The sequence below is a fragment of the Kitasatospora acidiphila genome, from assembly GCF_006636205.1.
GTDB lineage: Bacteria > Actinomycetota > Actinomycetes > Streptomycetales > Streptomycetaceae > Kitasatospora > Kitasatospora acidiphila.
Map to the genome: position 1 here is coordinate 1807834 of NZ_VIGB01000003.1, position 22097 is coordinate 1829930.

Here is a 22097-nt window from a genome sequence, read left to right on the forward strand (position 1 = left end):
CCTGCTGTGATGGATCGACGTCAGGTGGACGGGAGTTGTGCCCGCACTTCCTCCAGCGCGGCCGAGGCGACGTCATAGGCGCTGTCGACGCCGCGCACCGGGTCGTCCTCGCCGGGCCGCCAGAAGCGCCGGCGCGCCATGCGCATCGAACTGTCGAACGGCGGAATCGCGTTGAACACCTCGACCAGGTACGGCCCGCGGTAGACCGGCTCGATCTCCGTCAGGACGACGTCCCACGGGATCCAGCTGTCCCGCACCGCACCGCGGTCGGGTGCGGAGAGGTGGACGTAAGTGAGCCGGTCCTGCCGCGCGGCCCGGGCGACATCGGCCCTGAAGACCGACGGCCCCTGGCTCTCCATCACGACCTGCGCGGTGTCGACCGTCACGCCGCCCTGCGAGGGCCCGAGGCCGTCGAGGAAGTCCAGCACCTCCGAGACCGAGTTGGGCGGGGGCGTCTCCCAGCTCTTGACGGGCTCGATGGCGAGCTTCACCTCCTGCGCTGCGGCGTACTCCGCCAGCTCCTCGAAGACGGAACGCGCCGCGTGGTAGCGCGACTTCATCCAGTCCTGGAGGGCGTCGCTCCAGAGCGGCTCACCGTCGTCCGTGACCGGGAAGGCCCCGTAGGGGTAGAGGAACGGCCCCGACATGATCGAGTCGCCGCCCAGGACCCGGGTGATGTCGACCCGCGACTTCAGGTAGGACAGGGCCTGCCTGCGCTGCTCCTGGTAGGGCGACGTCGGGTCGAAGGTCCGCGTGGTCCCGACGTTGGTGGTGAACTTCACCTCCCGCAGCCCCGCCTCGTCGAACGCCTTCTTGAGACCGACGTAGCTCTCGACCTCGATCCGATGGTCGACGGTCGCGGGCTGGGGGCGATGTGCAGGTCGAAGCCGTCGTAGCCCATGTCGGTCAGGGCTTTCAGATGACTGATCAGAACCTGGGTGTAGTCCGAGTCCTGCGGCCGCAGATCGGCCGTGAACATGAAGAAGCTGAAGAATACGTCCCGCCTGGGTGCCGCGTTCATTCCTGGTGTCCTCGCTCCCGGTGTCCTCGTCACTGTGTCCCCGCTGTTGGGCTACCAGCCGAGGAGGTCGGCGAGGTGGGCGCGGGCCTTCTTGGCGTATTCGAGCGGGACGGCCTTGTTCGGGTCCTGCTCGGCTTCCACGACGAGCCACCCCTGGTAGTCGGCATCGGCCAGCACTTCGAGGATCGGCCGGAAGTCGATCGCGCCGTCTCCGGGCACGGTGAAGACGCCCAGCTCGACGCCCTCCTGGAACGACAGGCCTTCGCCGCGCACCCGGCGCACGACCTCGGGCCGGATGCTCTTCAGGTGGACATGACCGATGCGGTCGGCGTGGGCCCGGGCCAGGTCCAGCGGATCGTCGCCGGCGAAGGCGATGTGGGCGGTGTCGAGCAGCAGATGGACCAGCTCCGGATCGGTCGAGGCCAGCAGCCGGTCGACGTCGGCCCGGGTCATCACGCCGGTACCCATGTGGTGGTGGTAACTGAGCTTCATACCAGCCGAGTTGGCTATCTTGCCGAGCTCTTCCAGGCCCGACGTCAAGTCGTCCCACTGGGCGTCGGTGAAGACCGGGCGGTTGGCGAACACATCGACGGGGAGCAGGTGCGAGGAGGCTCCGAACTCGGCCACCACCAACTCGGTGCCACCCAGCGCCTTGACGTGGCGCAGCGTCTGCTCGAAGGCCTCGATCGTCTTCTGCCGCATCCTGCCGACCGTGAAGTACGTGCTCGTCCAGGGCTCGGACACCCGCAGGCCGCGCAGTTCGAGAGCGGCCTTGAGCTCGGCAGCGTCCGAGGGGTACTTGTGCCCGATGCTGCAGCCCTGGAAGCCGGCGAGCGCCATCTCGCTGACGGCCTGGCCGAAGGAGATGTCGGCGTCGATGGCGGGGAAGTCGTCGTTCCACCACAGGGTGCAGCAGACGCCGAGCTTCACCTTGTCCGGGCTGAGGCGGTCGCCCAGTTCGGTCATTTTCCTTCCCCTCTCAGGTAGCGGTCCTCGATGCGGGGTGGCTGGGCCCAGGAGCCGTAGCCGGGTGCCCTGGCACCGGGAGGGTTGGCCCCGATGGCCGGCCACAGCAGACCCTCCTGGTAGGAGGCGGCGGTGACCGTGGACGTTTCGGCCGCCGTCCGGGCCCCGTAGCGGTCGGTCCACTCGGGCGGCAGGCCGTACCACGTCCCGGAGTACCAGAGCTTGACCACATTGCGGGCCACCGGGCCGAGGCGGTCGTCGCTGAAGATCCGGTGGCGCAGGGCCCGGTCAAGCAGGGCCCGGTCATGGCTTCCCGCGCCGTCGCCTGCGTCGGCCCGGGCCGCCCGGTGGGCGTCCAGGAGCGCGGTGACGACCTCGTCGCCGCAGGCGTCCCGCACTTTGGCCAGGTACTGGTGGGCCAGACCCGTGCCGAGCAGGTCGGTCTCCTCGAAGGCGGTGAGGTCGACCGACAGGACGAGGAACTCCTCGAACGACTGGGAGGTCACCGCGTCACCGCCTGGGCTGTGCCGCCGGCGGTCCGGGCGGCGTCCGGACCGGGCCCGACCGCGTTCGGGATCTCGAAGGTCGGAGCGGCGTGCAGACCGTCGCTGCCCGGCAGGGGGTTGCGCACCAGCCGGTTGAACCCGTCGCGCAGGCGGAACATGTACCAGACGGCGTCCTGCAGAAGGTCCGGCTTCCCGTTGAACGCCTTGGTGAGCAGGGCCAGGAAGGCTTCGTAGTCGGCGTTGAACTTCCGTGCGGCACCGGCGAGTTCCGATCCCGCCGGATAGTCGGCCAGCCGGGCGCTCACCTTCAGCCGGTACACGTCGTCCCAACTGACGCTGAGCGGCGGCCCCGAGGGCGCGTCGGGGTGGTCGCCCACCTGGTAGTAGCGGCCGAGCTGCAGCTGCCGGAACCGGTAGTAGTGGGCCAGCTCCCCGTCCGCGTCGTGGATGCCCGAATCGAGGCCCTCGCCCTGAGCGGCGATGAAGCGCAGCGCCCGCCGGGCCGAGTCCAGGTCGGAGACGGTGATCACCGTGCCGCCGCCGGAGTAGAAGTACTCGGGCCCCACCTGCAGGGCCGGGTGCCCGCAGAAGAGCCCGGGGTCGTCGGCCGCCACCTTCTCGAGCCCTTCGATGATCTCCTCGTAGAACTCGCCGATGCTGTAGAAGCGCATCCCCTTGGCCGTCGGGCTGGCGGCCAGGAGCGGCCTCCCGTTGTCAGAAGCGCGCACCAGTCGTGAGCTGCCGCTGGGAGCCTTGCCCGGCCGCTCGATCTTGCAGAACGTCTCCACCGCCTCCGGGGAGAAGGGCCGCAGGTCGACGGTGAAGTCGTCCTCCCCGTCGGGCAGATAGGCCGGGTAGGACGGGACGAAGCCGGGGGCGGTCAGGTCGGGTGTCCCGCCGATGGCGTTCAGGACGTTGGCGGCGAGGGTCAGGTGCAGCATCTCCTCCACCGCGACCACCCGGATGATGTGGGCGGCATCGGAGTTGGTGGCGGAGTGGATGGAGTAGTACGCGGTCAGGTAGGTCGGGATGGTCGCGTGTTCAAGCGCCATCGCCGCGTGCAGGTAACTGATCAGGTCGTCACGGCTGTCGATGGTCGACGCGGTCACTGGGCCGCCTCCTGAGCTCGGCCCCGGGTGGCGCCGTTCGAGGTGACGTGGATCGGTGCGGTCTCGGAGTCGAGCTGGGCCAGCATGGCCCGGACGCTGCGCAAGCACAGGGCGGCGATGGTGAGCGTCACGTTCGACGTGCCCACGGTGGGCATGCTTCCCCCGCCGACCAGGTAGAGGTTCTGGTGGTCCCAGGACCGCTGGTCCGCGTTGACCACCGAGGTCGACGGGTCGCGGCCCATCACATGGGTGCCGGCGAGGTGGTTGCCGCCGCGGATCTCGTACCCCTCGCCGGCGTGGACGGCGTAGCCCCAGAAGTTCGGGTCGTACTCGGTGTGGTCCTCGGCCCCGAGGCGGGCGAAGATCCGCTTCGACAGCTGCCGGGCGTACGCCACCCCCCGCATCGTGTAGTCGGGGATGTCGTAGCTAAGGATGGGCCGCATGTTCCCCAGGCTGTCGGTGACGGCCGGGTCCACGGTGACCCGGTTGCTCGGGTTGGCCGGGACCTCGACCATGAACGCCAACTGCAGCTGGCGGGACACCCGGTCCACCAGGCCCTGGCGCAGCGACTCGCCGTAGCGGCCACCGGCGTCCACCAGGTCGACCAGGTCGGTCATCGGCGCCCCGCGGGCCCAGCCCCAGCCGTCGTTGTGGATGTCGACGCTGAACGCCGCCTGGCGGCGGCGGAAGCGGCCCCCGCGCAGGTCGGTGATGCCGCCGGTGCAGTTGGTGCCCCGGAAGGTGCCGGCCACCTCCGGCAGCAGAGCCCAGGCCAGCAGGTAGGCGTGGTCCATGAAGTTCCGCCCCATCAGGCCGCTCGAACTGCGCAGGCCCGAGGCCAGCATCAGCCGGGGTTCTCCACCGCGTTGGCGGCCAGGATGAACAGCCGGCCCCGGGCTCTCAGGGTGGTGAAGCCGGGGCTGTCGGGCCGGTCGTAGCGGCGGTACTCGATCTCGGTCACCCGGCCGGTCTGCTCGTCGATGTGCACCTTGTGGGCCACCGCCTGGGCCACCAGGTCGACCCGGCCGCTCCGCAGGGCCGCGGCGAGGGTCTTGCCGGCGTTGTACTTGGCCTGCACCGGGCAGATGGGCACGCAGTTGTTGTTGCCCTGGCACCGCCCGCCGACCTCGACCTGGTAGGTGCTCACCGCTCCTCGCGGCACGTAGCCCTTCCCTCCGTCGTAGGCCGGGTTCGGTATCCCGTTCCGCCCCTGGGGAACGGACGGACCCGCAACTCCCGCTGCTCACCGTCGAGTTCGACCGGCATGCCGTCGATGTCCGCGGCCACCACCCGGTCCAGGTAGGACAGCGGCAGCCCCTTCATGGGGAACACGTAGCCCTCGTCGAAGGCGATCCCGAGGTAGGCCTGGTCCGCCACGTCGGCGGAGACGCCGATCTCGCGTTCGGCCTCGTTGTAGTACGGGGCGAGGTCCTCGTAGCCGAGCGGCCAGTCGACGCCCTCGCCGTAGAGCGTGCGCATCCGGAAGTCCTCGGGAAGCATCCGCAGCGTCTTGGCCTCCCAGTGCATGGTGGTGCCGCCGAGGACCCTCGTGTAGGTGGTGTCGGTGGCGAACGGCCCGCTCTGGACGAGGTAGGCCGAGCTGTCGGGCGCACCTGGGAGGATGCGCCGTGCGTCGGTGCCGCGGGGCATCGGGGCGTTGGCGACGACCGGGTAGGGCGCCTGGTTGTCCTTGCCGGTCGCCGAGTAGAAGCGGTCGAGGTAGGCCTCGTAGCCCCGCAGGGTGAGGTCCTCGGCCGGGCCGGCTTCGAGCACCAGCACTCGCTTGCCGGCGTCTCCCAGCCGCGAGGCGATGATGGCGCCGGCGATCCCGCCACCGACGATCACGGCGTCGTAGAGGATTTCGGCCGCCGCCGCGGGGTCGGTGCGCTTCGCCGCCCCGTCGGGGAATTTCGCGTACATCGGGCAGTCACTCCTCTGCCAGGTCCCGGGCGCAGCCGGGACCGCAGTGGTGATCGGGATTCGGGTCGGTCGGCGACGGGGTCACACGGCCTCGGCCCGGGCGCGCATCGCGGACAGGTAGGCGGCGAAGCTCCACGTCAGGTTGTGGACACTGCGCTCGAAGCCGGTGGCGCCGTCGAACTGCTCGGAGAGCTCCAGGTTGTCGCTGTGGTAGACGACGGCCCGCACCATGGCGTCACCGGTCGCCGTCAAGGCGGCGGCTGCTGCCGCCGGGGCCGTCGACGCGTCGATGCCGGACTGGGCGAAGAAGGGTGCGGACAGGTCGTCCAGGGGCACCTTGCCGCTCGACTTGATCTCGGCGGCCAGCTTGTAGTGCAGTTCGGCGACGTTGCACGTGGAGAGGGCCCAGGGGTGACCGCCGAGCACCGGGTGCGAGGTGTCACCGTCGTAGACGTCGCCCGGGTAGCGGCCGAACAGCGGCCCGATGCCGAACTCCTCCCGGTCCGCCTTGTTCACCGGGTAGCAGGCGATGCCGCCTTCCTCCCACTGCGAGCGCAGCTGGGCCGCGGTGGCCAGCAGCTTGGTGTCGGTGACGGGAACGGCGCCGTAGACGGCCGACTGGACGATGTCGATGTTCGGGTCGTAGCCGCTGACGACCGGGTTCTCGGGCGACGGCTGGGCTCCATGACCGGGGTCGGCCATCATGCTCACGTACTTGCTGCCGTCCCAGTGGCCGGCGAGGGCCTGGCGCAGCCAATCGATGGCGGGCCGCAGTCCGACCGGCTTGTCGATCCCGACGACGGTCGAGGCGTGGATCTCCTCGAAGCAGCGCAGCTGGGCGGCCCGGGCGAAGAAGCTGAACCCGTTGTGCTCCTCCCACAGGTTCGTGGTGGCGTCCTGGTAGACGCCGAGGAGGTAGGCGACGTTCGCGTTCACCAGGTCGACCGCACGCTTCTGGGTGTCGAGGTCGAGCTGGTCGTAGGCGGCCAGGATGGTGATCGACTGCAGGGCCGGACCGTCGTTCTGCTCGGTCCACGGGCGGGCGTCGCCGGCGATGTTGAAGCAGGCGTGACCCTTGGTCAGCGGCGGCTGGGCGTTGGAGTGGCAGAGGTCGGCGAACTGCACGTAGTCGTTGAGCGTCTGCACCGTCCCGCCCGGGCGGGTGGGCATGGCGGCCTTGGCCACCTCCATGGCCGTGATGGCCCCGTCGCGCACCCAGTTGAAGACGTAGTCCTCGTCGATGCCGGGGGTGTCGGCCGGGAACGACGGCGCGGCGATGATGCAGCCCGGCTTCGAATCCCGGGAAATGTCGCCCGGCGACTGCGGATCGCTGAAGACGAATCCGTCACTGGCGATGTTCCGGAACATGAACGTGTACATGATCGGCACGAGCGACGGCAGATCGACCGCACCCGGAGAAATGGTTTTCCGGACATTCGTTCGGGCCTGGGAAATGTCGGCGGACCGGTTCGTGCGGGCGGGCATTTCAGGCGTGCTGATGGAATCGGTCATGACTGAACCCCGTAATCTCGCGAGCGGATTCAACGGATCGGATCGGCGCCGCAGTCGCGCGGATCGAATGGCTTGGCGCCGAGCGCGTCCCAGCCGTGCGCGGGAACCACCGGGAGCGCCGAGTGGGCTGCGGAGCAGGGGCGATGGGCAGGTCGCGCCCACTCTGGATCAAGTGCCCGAGTCGACGTATTTCCCAAAATCGCGCCACTAAGGAATGCACCCCCTTTTGCCCCCTACCCCCGTGTTTTCCCAGGAAGCGCGCGATGCAGATGCTCTCCGGCAGTGAGCCCCGCGGCAGCTTTTCACTGGACGGCACAAAGCTATTTTGAAGCATCATGAGACGGGGCCGTTCCAAGCGATGTTCCCGCCACTCGGCAGCACCCTTTGCTTCCCGCGACGAAAGCTACCGCCCGCTCGTCAGCCGCCGCAAGGGAAATCTCGAATGTTGCGTACGGGGTTGGAGTAATCAAGTGCAACTCACTGTTGCACAATTGCGCATCGAGTCCTGATGGTGCGCATGGGCATCTCGCCCCGGGTTCTGCGTGTTAATAATGGCGAGCATTAATAAATGCCAAGACCGCCGCCGGGCTGCTGCTCAGCCCGGCGGCGGTCAAGTGGGGTCCGCGTCAGCGGGGTGCTCGGCGCTGTACTCGGCGGCGTGGTCACCCGCCTTCGGCGCCGTGGGTGTCAGGCTCGCCGCAGCGACTCCCAGAGGCGGCCGGTGACGTCATCGAGCTGGGCGAAGCGCTGGGTGATCCGGCTGAGGACCGACGCCGCCCCGGTGGCCTCGAAGCGCAGTGCGAGGACGCCCATGGCGTGCCAGTGGCGCACCGCCTCCTCGTGCAGCGCGAGACTGCCTGCACGGGCGCCGGCGACCTGGAGCGAACGGCCCATCAGGGCCAGGCTGGGCACCGCGTAGAGCACGTTGGCGTGGTGGAAGAGGCGGCGGGCGCCGACGGCCGCGCGCTCCGGACCGTCCGCGAAGCAGGCCTCGCACAGCTCCTGATAGCGGCGGATCGCACCGTGGAAGCGCTCCTCGGCGAAGAACCGCTCGGCCTGGTCGGCGAGTTGGCTGCCCAGTTCGAGCTGCCCGGGGCCGCTGCCCGCGCCCGGTCCCCCGTGCGACTGCGACCTCGGCGCTGACCCCGGCTCTGCCCCCGGCACCTGGCCGGCCGGCCGCGGCCCCTCGTCCGCCGCCGCGTAGAAGTACCCCATGCCGTCATGGGCGTCGCTCTTGATCCGGTCGCCGGCGGCCCCGACCAGGTCGGTCAGCGTCAGCCGGGCCCGGCAGGCGAACGGATTCGCCCCGACGACCAGGGTGTCCAGCAGCGTGACGTGGCTGCGGTCCGCCGCGATGTCCTCGATCAGCACGGCGTGCAGATAGGGGGCGTTGTCCCGGTAGACCTCGGCGTACCGCAGGTGCGCCGTGTTCACCCAGACCACCACACCGCGGAACCTGGCCAGCAGGTCCGCCAGTTGCCGCCCCGGATCGGTGAAGTCGATCGGCTCCTTGTGCATCCCGAAGCCGGACCGGGTCATGCCCAGCGAACCGACCTCCTCCACCGGGAAGATGTACTCCGGGTAGCCGGCCTCGTCCAGGCCCGCCTGGAAGAGGTAGCCGCCACCGCGTTCGAACACCGCCTGCTCCGGGACCGGACGGCCCAGCATGCCGGCGAGCGCCGAGTAGCAGCCGGTCAGGCAGTTGACCGCCACGTCGTCGTAGCGCTCCAGGATCTCGCTCTCCAGGATTTCGCTCTCCACCGTCCCGCTCCGTCCGCTCGTCAGTCCCGCAGCTCGAGCGTGCAGCACTTGACGCTGCCGCCGGCCTTGAGGAGTTCGGTGAGGTCCACGCCGATCGGCTCGAAGCCGCGCTCGCGCAGCCGCTCCTGGAGGTTGGTCGCGGCCTTCGGCAGCAGCACGTGGCGGCCGTCGGAGAGCGCGTTGAGGCCGAAGACCGCCGCGTCCTCGTCGGTGGCCAGGATGGCGTCCGGGAACATCTCCTTGAGGACCGCCTGGCTGCCCGGGCTGAAGGCCGGCGGGTAGTACATCACCTCGTCGTCCGAGAGCACGGCGATCGCGGTGTCCAGGTGGTAGAAGTTCGGGTTGACGAGCTTGAGGCTGGTGACCGGCAGGCCGAAGTACTCCTGCGCCTCGAAGTGCGAGCGCGGGTCGGTGCGGAAGCCGGTGCCGGCCAGCAGCCGGCGGCCGATGGTGAGGTAGTCGCCCTCGCCCTCGTTGATGAACTCCGGCCAGTAGATGTCCTCGTAGCCCTGCTGCACGAACCAGGTCAGGTAGGCGGGCCCTTCGGCGGTGCGCTCCACGTGCCGGAACCGGGCGCCGAGCACCTTGCCGTCCACCACCGTGGCGCCGTTGGCCGCGAAGACCATGTCCGGCAGCCCGTCGATCGGCTCGATCTCCAGCACGGTGTGGCCGAGTTCGCGGTACAGGTCGCGCAGGCCCTCCCACTGCCGGACGGCGAGGGAGTTGTCGACCGGCTTCTCCGGGTTCATCCACGGGTTGATCGAGTAGTTGACGTCGAAGTGGCGCGGGCGGCACATCAGGAACCGGCGTGGCACGGCGGTCCGGGTGCGGCTGATGCTGGCGGACTGGGACTCGGTCATGGGATCTCTTCCGTCTTCCGTCGTGTTCGGGATGAAACCGGGCAGGGGCAAAGGGAGTTCACGAACCAGCAGCGGTCGTGGCAGCGAGCCCGGTAGCGGGCGCGGCGGCCGGCGGGGTGCGGGCGGCCGCGGCGGCGAGCAGCCGGCCGTCCGGGCTGGTCCAGTCCAGCAGGTGCCAGCCCTCCCACCGACCGGCCGGCACCGCGCCGGTACCGCCCGGTCCGGGCAGCCCGCCCAGGTCGACCTGGCGCAGCCGGCCCAGCGCGGTGGCACCCACCTTGACCAGCGCCTCCTTGCGCACCCAGTGCCGCAGGAAGTCCCGGGCCGGGTCGTCGGACTCCAGGACCGCCGCCAACTCCCGCTCGCTGAGCACCCGTCGGGCCACCCGCAGGTCCAGCGGCCGCTCGGCGGCGTGCTCCACGTCGATGCCGACCGGCCCGGGTCCGGCAGCGGCCGCAACCGCTCCGCCGGTGTGCGAGAGGCTGACGCCCAGCTCCGGGTAGCCCTCCAGCGCAGGCCGGCCGTGGTCGTCGGCCCCGCAGTCCGGGCAGCTCTGGGTGATCACCAGGCGGTCGGGCGGCACGCCGAGCCAGCGGGCGGCGCACCAGCGGACCAGGACGTGCGCGGCGACGTAGTCGTCCCGCCGTGCCGGGTCGGCGATCTGCTCGGCGCGCGCGGTCTCCACCGCAGTGAGGGCCACCGTCCGTGCCAGCGGCAGCACTTCGGCGGTGCGCCGGACGACGGCCAGCGGCCGCGCCCCTGCGGTGGGCGGCCGGTCCAGCACGGCCGTTCCCCGTGTTCGGTCCATCTCTCCCCCGTGTTCCCCCGTGCTCCGGCCCGTTGCCGAAGCAGCGTCAGTGCCCCATGCCGGCGCCGCCGTCGACCGGCAGCACCGCGCCCGTGATGTAGCCGGCGTCCTCGCTGGTCAAGAAGCCCACGGCGGCGGCCACTTCGGCCGGGTCGGCCATCCGCCCGACCGGCACCTGGGCGAGCAGCTCGTTGCGGCGGTCCTCGGGCATCGCGGCGACCATGTCGGTGTCGGTGAACCCGGGGGCGACCGCGTTGACCGTGATGCCCCGGCCGGCCACCTCCCGGGCCAGCGAGCGGGCGAAGCCGATCTGGCCGGCCTTGGAGGCGGCGTAGTTGGTCTGCCCCACCGCGCCGGCCATGGCGACGGTCGAGGAGACCAGCACGATCCGGCCCCAACCGCGGCGCAGCATGCCCCGGGTGGCGAGCTTGCAGGCCAGGAAGGCGCTGCTCAGGTTGGTGCGCAGGACCTCGTCGAAGTCCTCCTGGCTCATGGTGAACAGCGGCCGGTCCCGGGTGATGCCGGCGTTGACCACCAGCACCTCCACCGGCCCGAGTTCGGCGTTCACCTCGGCGAAGGCCGACTTGAGCTGCTCGGGTTCGGTGACGTCGCAGCGCACCGCGAAGAAGCCCGCGGGCGGCTCCCCGCCGCGGTAGCTGACGGCGACCCGGTCACCGCGGTCGGCCAGGTGGCGGGCGACCGCCAGGCCGATGCCGCGGTTGCCGCCGAGCACCAGTGACGTGCGTGGCATGTTGTCCGTCCTTGGGGTCACCGGGCCTGGGCGTTCTCGCGCAGGGTCTTGGCCAGCAGGTCGCCGATCTGGTCGGCGTAGGGCGCGCTCATCATGTCCAGGTGGGCGCAGGAGACGATGTGCTCGGTGAGTCGGCCGCTGACGTGCGGCCGCCAGCGGTCGGCGATCACCGAGCTGTCCCGGTCCGGTTCCTCGGCGGCCGTGAAGAAGACCAAGTCGCCGCGGCAGTGGCCGGGTTCGAACTGGTAGCGGAGCCGGATCAGGTTCTGGACCACGGCGATCAGCTGGTCGCCGTCGGGCACCACGGCGAGCACCGAGGCGATCTCGCGCTGGAGTTGCTCGTCGTCCTCGGGCACCAGCTCGTCGTCGTCCTGGTCCTCGGCGGTGACCATCACCGTGTCGAGCAGGGCGACCAGGTCGACCTGCTCGCCGGCGTCCTGCAGCCGGGTGGCCAGCGCGTGGGCGACGACCCCGCCGAACGACCAGCCGAGCAGCCGGTACGGGCCGTGCGGGCGGACGGCGCGGATCTGTGCCAGGTAGTCCGTCACCAACTCGTCGAGGCTGGCCGGGAGTTGTTCTGCTCCCCCGACGCCGCGGGCCTGCAGACCATAGACCGGCTGGTCGGGCCCGAGGCGGCGGAGCAGCGCGGCGTAGGCCCAGCTCAGCCCGAATCCCGGGTGCACGCAGAACAGCGGGGCCTGGTCGCCGCCGGGCCGCAGTGAGAGCAGCACCGAGAAGTCGTCGCCGGCGGCCGACTTGGTGAGCCGGCCGGCCAAGTGCTCGACCGTGGGCGCCTCGAAGAGGTCGCGGACGGTGAGCGCGGCGCCGAGTTCCTCGCGGATCCGGCTGACCAGCCTGATCGCCATCAGCGAGTGCCCGCCGAGGTCGAAGAAGCTGTCGGTGGCCGCGACCTGCGGCAGACCGAGCGCCTGACCGAAGAGTTCGGCGAGCGCCTGCTCCTCGGGGGTCTGCGGGGCACGGCCCTCGGTGGCCGCGAAGTCGGGCTGGGGCAGCCTGGACCGGTCGAGCTTTCCGCTGGGGGTCAGCGGCAGTTCGGGCAGCGGGACCAAGGTGGGCATCATGTAGCCGGGCAGCAACCGGCTGGCGGCGGTGGTGATCCGGGCCAGGTCGGGTTCGCCGCCGCCCGCCGCGGTGACGTAGCCGACCAGCCGGCGCTCGCCGCGCTCGTCCTCGTGGACCAGCACGGCCGCCTGCGCCACGTCGGGCAGCCCGGCGAGCACGCTCTCCACCTCGCCCAGCTCGATCCGGAACCCGCGCAGCTTCACCTGGTCGTCGGAGCGTCCCAGGAAGTCGAGTTGGCCGTCGGGGCGCCAGCGGACCAGGTCGCCGGTGCGGTACATCAGCGCGTCGGCCGGCCCGAACGGGTTGGGGACGAAGCGGGCCGCGGTCAGCTCGGGCTGGTTGAGGTAGCCGCGGGCCAGGCCGTCGCCGGCGATGAACAGTTCGCCCGCCACGCCGGCCGGCACCGGCCGCTTCCGCTCGTCCAGCACATAGAGCTGGGTATTGCGCAGCGGCCGGCCGATCGGCGGCGCCCCCTCGTCCGGGTCGGCGGTGGCCGAGGCGCTGGCGTACACGGTGGTCTCGGTGGGCCCGTAGGCGTTGACCAGTCGGATGCCGGGCAGGGCCGCCCGCAGTCGGCGGGCCACGTGCGGGGAGAGCGCCTCGCCGGCCAGCACCAGGTAGTCGGCGCGCACCCGCAGGCCGCCGTCCTCGATCAGCCGGGCGAGCACCGAGGGGACGCCGCTGACCAAGGTGCCGTCCCACGAACCGCGTTCGCCCAGTTCCAGCAGGTCGCGGACGATCTCGATGCTGCCGCCGGACAGCAGCGGCCCGAAGATCTCGAAGACCGAGACGTCGAAGTTGATCGAGGTGGCGGCCAGCACCCGGCGCAGGCCGTCGCCGAAGGTCTCGGCGGCCCAGGCGGCGAGGTTGGCCAGGTTGGCGTGGCTGACCATGACGCCCTTGGGGCGCCCGGTGGAGCCGGAGGTGTAGATGATGTAGGCGAGTTGCTCGGCGTCGACCGGCACGGCGTAGCTCGCCGCGGGCAGTTCGGCCGACTCGGCGATCACCGCAGGGTCGTCCAGGCGCAGCAGCGGCAGGTCGAGTTCGGCCGGCACCTCGAAGTCGGTGGCCGAGTCGGTGATCACCAGCGTCGGCTCGGCGTCGGCCATCATGTACGCCAGGCGGTCGCGCGGGTAGCTCGGGTCCAGGGAGACGTAGGCGGCGCCGGCCTTGTGCACGGCGAGCAGCGCGACCGGTATCGCGTTGGACCTGGGCAGCGCGATGCCCACGAAGTCGCCGTCGCCCACTCCGTGTTGGCGCAGCACTCGGGCCAGCCGGCTGGCCCTTTCGTCCAACTCGCGGTAGCTGAGCTCTTCTTCGCGCCAGACGGTGGCGATCCGGTCGGGGTGGCGGCGGACCTGCTCGGCGAAGAGCTCCGAGACGGCCGCGGTGATCCGAGGAGCTGCCGTGTCGTTCCAGCTGCGCAGCACTCGCTCGCGTTCGGTCTCGCCCATCAACTCCAGTGCCGACAGCGGGCTCTCGGGGTCGGCGGCGGCGCCTTCGAGCAGTCGCACCAGGTGGCGGGCCAGCTCGGTCACGGTGTCCTGGTCGAGCCGGTCGACGTCGTACTCGCAGTAGACCCAGGCGTCCTGGTCGTCCTCCATGAAGGTCAGCATCAGCTCGAACGCCGCGGTGGCGTTGGGGATCGGCAGCCGCTCGACCAGCAGGCCGGCGCGCCGGACCGGGGCGGCCGGGCCGACGGCGTGGTTCAGCCCGAGCTGGAAGACCGGCTGGCGGCCGGAGCTGCGCGGCGGGTTGACGGCGTGCACCAGCTGGCTGAACGACAGGTGCTGGTGCCGCAGCCCCTGGAGGGTCTTGGCCTGGACCTGGTGCAGCAGTTGGGTGAAGGTGGGCTCCTGGTCGGCGTCGGCGCGCACCCGCAGCGGCATGGTGTTGACGGTCAGTCCGACCAGGCCCTCGGAGCCGGGCTGGAGCCGGCTCGACATGGGGACGCCGAGCACCAGGTCGCGCTCGCCGGTGTGCCGCATGAGCACCGCGAAGGCGCCGGTCGCCAGCACGGAGAAGAGCGAGCAGCGGTTCTGCCGGGCGAGTTCGCGCAACCGGGCCGCCACCGGGCGGGGGATGTCCTGGCGCAGGGTGGCCGCGCGGCGCTCGGTCGGGCCGGCGGTCCGGGCTCGCGGCAGGTCGAGGGTGGCCGGGGCGCCGGCCAGTTCGCTGCGCCAGTAGTCGAGCGAGCGGGCCAGGCGGTTCGGCGAGCCGGCGTGGCCGCGCACGAAGTCCGGGTATGCGAGGGAGAGTTGGGGCAGCGGGTCGGGCTGTCCGGTCGCGCAGGCCGCGTACAGCAGCTCGAACTCGCCGGCGAGGACGTCCGCGGAGACGCCGTCGGAGACGCTGTGGTGCATCACCAGCAGCAGCACGTGCCGCTGTTCGGCCAGCCGCAGCAGGGTGGGCCGCAGCAGCGGGGCCTGGTCGAGCGGGAACGGCTCCTGCTGGGCGGCCGTGAAGTGCTCGGCCAGCAGCTGGTCGGTTTCCGACTCCTGGCTGAAGTCGGCGGTCCGCAGGGTGAGTTCGACCTGGTCGGCGATCTGCTGCCGCAGCGCGCCGTCCTGCTCCACGAACGCCGTCCGCAGTGCGGGGTGACGGTCCGTCAGGGCCCGCAGGGTGGCGTCCAGCGCGGCCCGGTCGAGCGGGCCGTCCAGGCCGAGCGCCAGCGCCAGGTTGTGGGTGCCGGGTCCGCCGTGCATCCGCTCGACGAACAGCACGCCCTCTTGGGCGGGCAGGAGCGGGAGTTGCCTGTCCTCGTTGCGCATGACCTGTCCTGTAGGAGCCGTTCGGGCGGGCGGATGGCGGCGGGCGCTCCGCTTCGCGAGTCGCGGGCGGAGCGCCCGACCGACCGGCTGGGCCTGGTGGTGCCGCGGGGTTACGCGGCGAGGATGGCGCAGACCTTGGCGGCGAAGTCCTCCAGGGTCTCGTCCGGGGTGGCCGCGCTGATGTACATCGGCTCTTCGATGTCGGGGGCCAGGTGGTAGCCGGCCTCGCGCATCCCGGCGTACAGCGTGGTGTACGGCTGGTGCTCCTGGCGGGCCACGTCCTCCTTGCGGCGGATCGGGCTGCCGTTGGGCACGAAGATGAAGGCGAAGATGGAGCCGGTCCGGGTGAAGGTGAAGTCCAGCCCGGCGGCGGTGCGGTGGCGCTCCACCGCGGCCTGGAGCAGTGCGCCCTTGCGCTCCAGCTCCTCGTAGAAGCCGGGCTTGCCCAGCTCGCCCAGGGTGGCCAGGCCGGCCGCCATGGTCAGCGGGTTGCCGGCCAGCGTGCCGCCCTGGAGCACCCGCTCCTCGTCCAGCAGGCGCATCACGTCGGCCCGGCCGCCGTAGGCGCCGACCGGCGTGCCACCGCCGATGATCTTGCCGAAGACGGTCAGGTCCGGGGAGACGCCGAGCAGGTTGCTCGCCGGGCCGTTGGTGAGCCGGAAGCCGGTGATGACCTCGTCGAAGATCAGCAACGCGCCCTCGCGGGTGCACAGTTCGCGCAGCTGCTGGAGGAAGTCGCCCTCCGGCAGCACCAGCGACATGTTGCAGGCGATCGGCTCGATCACCACGGCGGCGATCTCACCGGGGTGCTCGGCGAACAGCTTCTCGACGCTGGCGATGTCGTTGTAGTCGGCGAAGAGGTTGGAGCGCATCGCGACCGGGTCCAGGCCGGCCTCGCGCATCACGGTCTCGCCCTTGTTCTGCACCAGGTCGAAGTGGCCGTGGTAACCGCCGTTGAACCGCACGATGTTGGTGCGGCCGGTGTGGGCCCGGGCCACCCGCAGGGCGGACATCACGGCCTCGGTGCCGCTGCAGACGAAGCGCAGCTGCTCCAGGTGGTCCGCGGTGGCGCAGATCCGCTCGGCGAGCTCGACCTCCAGCGGGCAGTAGGTGCCGAACAGGGTGCCGTTGCCGGCCTGTTCGGCGATCGCCTGGGCGACCACCTCGGGCGCGTGGCCGAGGATCAGCGGACCGAAGCCGTACATGAAGTCCACGTAGCGGGTGCCGTCGACGTCGTGCAGGTACTGGCCGTGGGCTTCGCGGACCACGATCGGGTCCGCCTCGACGTTGCGGCAGGCGCGCAGCGGGGAGCTGGTGCCCACCGGGATGACCGCCTGGGCGCGCGTGATTTCGGGCCTCATGACTGCTTGTCCGTTTCGGTCTCGATGGTGCAGTGGGTGAGCAGGTGGTCCAGCAGCGCCTCGGCCTCTTCGCGGGTGTCGCGGGCGAAGTAGGCGCACAGGACGGTCTCGAAGTTGAGCGGCGGGGCGAGCACGAAGTCGCCGTCGTTCTTGTGCAGCACCACCGTGGTGACGTCGTTCTTCTCGCACACCTCGACCGCGTGGGCGGTGTTGCGCAGGATGCCGCTGCGCTCGATCGGCGCGTCGAATTCCAGGGCGACCCGGTGGTGGGTGGGCTTGGGCTCGATCGGCGAGCGGCCGAGCTGGTGCAGCATGCCGTAGGCGTCCATGCCGGTGCAGATCCGCAGCTGCTGGTAGGTGGTGGTGCCGCCGCCGCAGAGCCGGGGGGCCAGTTCGAGGATCCGCAGCCGGCCCTCGGCGTCGAAGCGGAACTCCGCGTGGAACGGGGAGTTGTCCAGGCCGACGCCCGGGATGACGCTCTCCAGCAGGGCGGTGAAGCCGGTGCCCTGCTCGGGGTCGAACGGCTCGGTGTAGTAGGCGATCTCGTGGAAGAGCGGGCCCACCAGCGGCGGCCACTTGCGGTGCACCTGGAGCGAGATCACCTGACCGTCGCTGACCATGCCGTCGACCGCGTACTCGTTGCCGTCGAGGTACTCCTCGGCCAGCATGGCGGACTGCCCGATGCTCTCGCGCAGCACCGTGCAGACCCGCTTGACCTGCACGAAAGCCTTGGCGAACGCCTCGGGGGCGTCGACCTTGACCACGCCCGCGCTGTAGAAGCCGTTGGAGGGCTTGAGCACGATCGGGAACGAGAGGCCGGCCTCCTGGACCAGCTCCAGGGCGGCCGGGGCCTTCAGCGAGGCGTCGAGCTGGAGGTGCCGGGTGATGTGCTCGCGGACCGCCGGGTGCGCCTTGAAGCGGGTCTTGTCGGACAGGCACAGCAGGGTGTCGATCCGGCGGCTGGTCATCCCGGCCTCGGCGCGCACCAGGTCCAGCTGGATCTGGTAGCTGTCGTGGAAGGAGATGATGTCGTCGAAGGAGGCCAGGTCGAACTCGGCGCGGACGGCGTCCAGCACCGTGGGCTGCCAGCTGTCCCGGTCGCCCGGGGCGAGCGCCGGGGGCGCGAAGAAGCTGACGGTGTGTCCGTTCTCCTTGGCGTAGGCCAGGTAGTCGCGGCAGTTTTCCTCATGCCCGAGGATCAGCACGTTCACGAAGTATCGGACTTTCTCTACACGGAAGTTACGGACGGGACCAGCTGGTTCTCCCGGCTCGCCACCGCCTGGCGGATCCGCCGGAAGCACACGACGGCCATCACGGCCTCGAAGAAGGAGAAGACCACCCAGATCACCGGCAGCAGGCCGGCGTGGCCGTGGTGGGTCAGCACGATCACGGCGATGATCGGGATGCACAGCACCCACATCAGCACCACCCGGGTCAGGAAGCCGTACCGGGCCAGGCCGAAGCACTCCAGGACCGAGGAGCCGACCATGGAGAACATGAACGCCGCCGAGTAGGTCCACAGCACGCGAGAGGTGTCCACCGCGCTCGCCACCACCTGCGGCCCGGCCTCGTGCAGGCCGAACGGCGCCAGCAGCACCTTGGGCAGCAGCACCTGGCAGAAGGCGACCACGGCGACGTAGCTGCCGCAGACCGCCAGGGTGGCCTTGATGATGTGCGGCACCTTGGCGAACTCCTCGGCGCCGACGGCGTTGCCGCACAGGATGTTGCAGCCGATGCCCAGGCCGATCAGCGGGATGACGGCGGTGTAGTTCACCGACAGCGCGACGTTGTTGGCGGCCAGCGCCAGCGTGCCGAGCCCGCCGGCCAGCCAGACGAACGCCGTCTGCCCCAGCTCCTCCAGGCACATCGAACCGCCGGCCGGCGCCCCCTTGCCGAGCCGCTGCCACAGGGTCTCGGCCACCCGCGCCGGACCGCGGCGCAGCAGTCGGCCGACCCCGGCGGCGTAGCCCCTGGGCAGGCAGACCAGGTACCCGATGAACATCACCGAGACTGCGCTCAGGGTGCCCAGCGCGGAGCCGCGCATGCCGAGCTCCGGCAGCCCGAACTTCCCGAAGACCAGGCCGACGGTCATCACCATGCCGACCACCTGGCCGATCAGGCCGACCGTCATCGGCACCCGGGTGCGGCCCATCCCGTTGAAGTACGAGGAGAGCGCCATGTTGAGCGTCATCACCGAGCCGTAGAGCGTGGACAGCCGCAGGAACTGCGCCTCCAGCGCCTCCACGGCCGGCTGCTGGCCGCTCAGCTCGGGGACCTTCGCCACCAGCGGGGTGGCGAGCAGCAGCAGCACGCAGAGCACCGCGGCCAGCAGCAGGCCGTTGGCACCCTCGTCCAGGGTGCCCTGCTGGTCGTCGCGGCCCTTGGCCTGGGCCACGTAGGAGCGGGTGATGCCCACGATGCCGGTGGTGAGCATGATGAGCGTGGTGGCGGTGAACACGGCCGGCCCGGAGGCCTCCAGGGTGTTCGCCGAATACCGGGCGAGCGAGATCCGGTCGACCAGCATCAGCACCAGGTTGCCGGCCATGCCGAACATCAACGGCACCGAGACGCGGACGACTTCACGGACGGTGGCCAGGCCGGTCGGCCGGGCCTCGATGCCGGTGCTCACGACAGGACGCCGGACTCGGCCAGCAGCTCCCGCACGCTGGCCACCAGCGCGTCCCGGCCGGACAGGTCGAACGGCAGGACGTCGCCGATGTCGAGCATCACGTCCAGGCGCTCCTCCAGGCCGACCAGGAACCGCATCTGGTCGAGCGAGCTGACGATGATCTGGGACGGCTCGGCGTCCGGGGCCACGTCGCGGGCCGACGCCAGCTGCTCGAGCAGCTCGGCCACCACAACGGTGATGTCTTCCATGGCACTTCTTTCGTGAGTGGGCGCACGGGCGCACTCGCGCGGGGCGTCCGCGCGAGGCGTCCGCGGGTCAGGACTGCTCTGCCGGCAGCAGGCCGTACGAGAGCAGGGCGTAGGCGAGCCGGTCCAGGCCGATGCCCGCGCAGCAGGTGGCTTCGACGCCCAGGTCCCGCAGTGCGAAGGCGTCCGCGAAGACCTCGCCGTGCAGGTTGACGCTGGCCACCGACAGCTCGCCGGCCTCCAGCGGGACCCGCACCTCGAACTTGCTGCCGTTCAGCAGCTGGGCGTCGCGGGTCATCGACGGGTCGTCGCCGAAGAAGGCGTCGCTGGCGCTGATGATCCGGTGCGGCACCCCGAGTCCGGCGAAGAAGGACTCGAACGCCTTGAGCAGCCGCTCGAATTCACCGCGCACCTCGTCAGCGCCGCCGAGCCGGACCAGCTCGAACATGGAGAACTCGGCGAGCCGGGTCGGACCGTGGTTGTGCGACTCGTGCCGGAACACCGGCCCCTCGATGGCGTATCGGCCGCCGGACCCGTAACGCTCGTGCAGCAGACGGGCGTTGGAGTAGACGTGGTAGCAGGTGACCGGGTTGAGCACCATCTCGGACGGCGCGTAGTAGGAGTCCAGCGCGGCCAGTTGACCCGGTCGCAGCCGGGCCACCGAGACCCCGTCCCAATAGTCGGCGCGGATCCGGGAGACCGCGTTGACCAGGTTGGGGAACTTCTTGTAGTAGCCGGCCCGCACCAGGGTGTCCCGCTGGATCTGCGCCGAGCCGGTCAGCCGGGGCGCCTCGAACTCGGCGGCGAAGCGCTCGTACACCAGCCGGCGGGTGCCGGCCATCGCGGCGCCCCACTCGGGCCCGTGCAGGTAGGTGCCGCCCGCGACCGCGATCCGGTCGTCGTCCGGCAGGGCGCAGGACAGCTGCGGCGTGTGCTCGGCGACGACGGTGGTCGACACCTCGCGGTGCCCGCGCAGGAAGTGCCGCACGATGTCGGCCAGTTCCTGCTCGGTCAGCCCGGCCTGGGCCGGGACGGCGACCGCCACGCCCGGGGACAGCTCGGTGACCTCGGCCCGGCCGTAGTAGAAGGCCAGGGCCTTGCGGAGCTCGTCGGCGCTCCCGGGGCCGATCGGACGGGGGTGCTGATAGGTCACCCGGTCCATGTCCCCGCCCCTCAGATGCGGTGCCGCATGGGCACCCAGTCGGAGAGCATGATGGCGCGCTCGCCGGGGCGCTCGGCCTCGCCCTTGCGGATCGGCGCGACGTAGTGGCTGACCAGGTCGTCGGTGATCGCGTACGAGTCGAGCGGCTTCTCGAGGTCGAACGCGGCCAGGGTGTCCTCGGGCGGCACGTCCGCGGGCTGCTTGCCGCGGTAGGCGGGGGTGGCGATGACGTTGCCGCCGCCGACCATGTTGTCGCGGTAGATCAGGTGGGCGAAGACGTAGGGCTCGCCGTCCTGGTGCAGCTCGTTGGGCGAGGAGACGGCCTCACCGTCGTCCTCGATGTGCAGCTTGATCAGGTGGACCCCGACGAACAGCGGCCACACCGAGTCGTCCTCGCTCCAGCGGGTCTGCTCGAAGGCGAACTTGATCATGTCCAGCACCAGCGGGTTGTCGCAGGTCTCCTGGGTGATGGCCGGGAGGTTGCGGACCACGTTCGGGTACTCGGGGTTGTGGTCGCCCTGGTAGTAGCCGTTCATCCCCTCGCGCCGCTGGCTCTCGGTGGCCGGCATCCAGATGAACTCCTTGGACCACGGCAGGAACATGCCGCGGGCGTAGCGCCGGTGTCGGCCGGAGCCGGGGGCGTACGGGTCCGGCGGCAGGTCCGCGTAGGCGGCGCGCAGCGCCTGGTAGTTCGCGTCGTCCTCGGTGATGCCGAAGTGCTCGGCCAGACCCCACCGGTCGTACCCGTTCTTGGCCAGCTCCGACGGTTCGAGCTGCATACGACTTCCCCCAGGTCAGATCAGATACAGAAGTAGTTCACCAGGACTTTGCCTGTGCAATACCGACGGCAAAGGTGAACGGCAATGGAATGGAGCGCGGAGCGCGCTGGCAGCGAGCGATCCGCTGCGGGCTCGGCCATAAGGCCTGGCGAAGACGCCCTCCGGAAACGCGGGAACACCCGGACGATGCGGCGGGGTTGCCCGAGCAACACCGAAGTCATCTGGTCAACGTCACGACGCCATCAGAACAGCACTGATCGGGGTCCGTCAAGATCTTTCCGCGTCCGGATGGTCACTCTGGAGTGAAAATCCCAGGCCAGAGCAGCCCCACCGGCGTGTCGCGGCGCCCACCGAGCGTGCCCGCGGAGCTACCGGTGAACCATTGGAGGGATTTCGCCCGTACTGGGCGATTCGCCGGACAGCTCCCATCGTTGACATGGACTTTGCCAGGCAGATAGCGTGGCGGCGTTGTCCCGTCTGGACATCACGGGACTATTACCTCGGGCTTCCGCAGAGCTATTCAGAGATATCGCGGGCCACTTCGAGGACTTTTCCAAGCACTTTCGTGCTTTTCCAAACATTCAGGGGGAGAGATGTCGGCATCGGTCGACGAGAAGATTTGCGCCGTCCTGCGGCAGGTCGCCGAGCTGTCGGGCGACGCCGAGATCACCGGCGAGCAGGAGCTCAACGCGGACCTGGCGATCGACTCGCTCAAGCTGATCGACGTGGTGGTCCAGCTGGAGGCCGAGCTCGACATCGAGCTCGGTGACGAGTTCTCCCGCGACCTGATCACCGTGGCGGACCTGCAGCGCCACGTCGGCGAACTGGTTCGCGGCTGACCCGCCCGGAGGGC

At 70.4% G+C, this 22097-nt stretch carries 20 protein-coding genes; 1 reads left to right on the top strand and 19 read right to left on the bottom strand.

All coding sequences use genetic code 11. The features are described 5' to 3' along the window. Positions 1–20: 20 nt before the first annotated feature. The 19 genes from E6W39_RS09150 to E6W39_RS09230 form a co-directional block, all read right to left on the bottom strand. Positions 21–1172 (bottom strand): sugar phosphate isomerase/epimerase family protein, encoded by a 1152-nt coding sequence (locus E6W39_RS09150; RefSeq protein WP_220140182.1) that lies wholly within the window; start codon positions 1170–1172, stop codon positions 21–23. Then, positions 1073–1987 (bottom strand): myo-inosose-2 dehydratase, encoded by a 915-nt coding sequence (iolE, locus tag E6W39_RS09155; protein WP_141633102.1) that lies wholly within the window; start codon positions 1985–1987, stop codon positions 1073–1075. The genes E6W39_RS09150 and iolE overlap by 100 nt, the downstream gene beginning before the upstream one ends. After that, on the bottom strand, positions 1984–2493 hold the full coding sequence (locus E6W39_RS09160; RefSeq protein WP_141633103.1) for a hypothetical protein: 510 nt from the start codon (positions 2491–2493) through the stop codon (positions 1984–1986). The genes iolE and E6W39_RS09160 overlap by 4 nt, the downstream gene beginning before the upstream one ends. After that, the gene (locus E6W39_RS09165) at positions 2490–3602 is read right to left on the bottom strand and encodes a ferritin-like domain-containing protein (protein ID WP_181799168.1); all 1113 of its coding nucleotides are present in this window, start codon (positions 3600–3602) and stop codon (positions 2490–2492) included. Before E6W39_RS09165 ends, E6W39_RS09160 begins: the two co-directional genes overlap by 4 nt. Further along, positions 3599–4447: a GMC oxidoreductase gene (locus tag E6W39_RS40310; RefSeq protein WP_220140183.1), complete on the bottom strand. Its 849-nt coding sequence runs from the start codon at positions 4445–4447 to the stop codon at positions 3599–3601. Before E6W39_RS40310 ends, E6W39_RS09165 begins: the two co-directional genes overlap by 4 nt. Next, on the bottom strand, positions 4447–4749 hold the full coding sequence (locus E6W39_RS40315) for a hypothetical protein (protein WP_220140184.1): 303 nt from the start codon (positions 4747–4749) through the stop codon (positions 4447–4449). The genes E6W39_RS40310 and E6W39_RS40315 overlap by 1 nt, the downstream gene beginning before the upstream one ends. Next, entirely contained in the window at positions 4746–5522 is a 777-nt protein-coding gene (locus E6W39_RS40320) for an NAD(P)-binding protein (RefSeq protein WP_220140185.1), read from the bottom strand. The genes E6W39_RS40315 and E6W39_RS40320 overlap by 4 nt, the downstream gene beginning before the upstream one ends. Positions 5523–5603: 81 nt before the next feature. Continuing rightward, complete coding sequence (locus tag E6W39_RS09175) at positions 5604–6902, bottom strand: glycoside hydrolase family 15 protein (protein ID WP_220140186.1); 1299 nt, start codon at positions 6900–6902, stop codon at positions 5604–5606. 819 nt (positions 6903–7721) lie between these two features. Next, a complete protein-coding gene (locus E6W39_RS09180) occupies positions 7722–8795 on the bottom strand; it encodes a hypothetical protein (RefSeq protein ID WP_141633104.1) in 1074 nt (357 codons plus the stop codon). Positions 8796–8815: 20 nt separating this feature from the next. Next, on the bottom strand, positions 8816–9655 hold the full coding sequence (gene ddaH / locus E6W39_RS09185) for a dimethylargininase (protein ID WP_141633105.1): 840 nt from the start codon (positions 9653–9655) through the stop codon (positions 8816–8818). A gap of 58 nt (positions 9656–9713) precedes the next feature. Beyond that, positions 9714–10463: a 4'-phosphopantetheinyl transferase family protein gene (locus E6W39_RS09190; RefSeq protein ID WP_141633106.1), complete on the bottom strand. Its 750-nt coding sequence runs from the start codon at positions 10461–10463 to the stop codon at positions 9714–9716. A gap of 46 nt (positions 10464–10509) precedes the next feature. Beyond that, complete coding sequence (gene fabG, locus E6W39_RS09195) at positions 10510–11214, bottom strand: 3-oxoacyl-ACP reductase FabG (RefSeq protein WP_141633107.1); 705 nt, start codon at positions 11212–11214, stop codon at positions 10510–10512. A 17-nt stretch (positions 11215–11231) separates the two neighbouring features. Continuing rightward, the gene (locus E6W39_RS09200; RefSeq protein WP_141633108.1) at positions 11232–15068 is read right to left on the bottom strand and encodes a non-ribosomal peptide synthetase; all 3837 of its coding nucleotides are present in this window, start codon (positions 15066–15068) and stop codon (positions 11232–11234) included. A 110-nt stretch (positions 15069–15178) separates the two neighbouring features. Next, positions 15179–16429, bottom strand: coding sequence for an aspartate aminotransferase family protein (locus E6W39_RS09205; RefSeq protein WP_141633109.1), 1251 nt, complete (start codon positions 16427–16429; stop codon positions 15179–15181). Continuing rightward, a complete protein-coding gene (locus E6W39_RS09210; protein ID WP_141633110.1) occupies positions 16426–17640 on the bottom strand; it encodes an ATP-grasp domain-containing protein in 1215 nt (404 codons plus the stop codon). The genes E6W39_RS09205 and E6W39_RS09210 overlap by 4 nt, the downstream gene beginning before the upstream one ends. A gap of 17 nt (positions 17641–17657) precedes the next feature. Next, positions 17658–19058: an MATE family efflux transporter gene (locus E6W39_RS09215; RefSeq protein WP_220140187.1), complete on the bottom strand. Its 1401-nt coding sequence runs from the start codon at positions 19056–19058 to the stop codon at positions 17658–17660. Next, positions 19055–19306, bottom strand: coding sequence for a hypothetical protein (locus tag E6W39_RS09220; RefSeq protein WP_141633111.1), 252 nt, complete (start codon positions 19304–19306; stop codon positions 19055–19057). Before E6W39_RS09220 ends, E6W39_RS09215 begins: the two co-directional genes overlap by 4 nt. 67 nt (positions 19307–19373) lie before the next feature. Next, positions 19374–20465 carry a class-II aminoacyl-tRNA synthetase family protein gene (locus E6W39_RS09225; RefSeq protein ID WP_141633112.1) on the bottom strand — a complete coding sequence of 364 codons (1092 nt, stop codon included), beginning with the start codon at positions 20463–20465 and terminating at the stop codon, positions 19374–19376. Between the two features lie 11 nt (positions 20466–20476). Next, positions 20477–21244: a 2OG-Fe dioxygenase family protein gene (locus tag E6W39_RS09230; RefSeq protein ID WP_141633113.1), complete on the bottom strand. Its 768-nt coding sequence runs from the start codon at positions 21242–21244 to the stop codon at positions 20477–20479. 593 nt (positions 21245–21837) lie between these two features. Between E6W39_RS09230 and E6W39_RS09235 the strand changes: the two genes are divergently transcribed. After that, the gene (locus E6W39_RS09235) at positions 21838–22083 is read left to right on the top strand and encodes an acyl carrier protein (RefSeq protein WP_141633114.1); all 246 of its coding nucleotides are present in this window, start codon (positions 21838–21840) and stop codon (positions 22081–22083) included. Positions 22084–22097 lie beyond the last annotated feature (14 nt).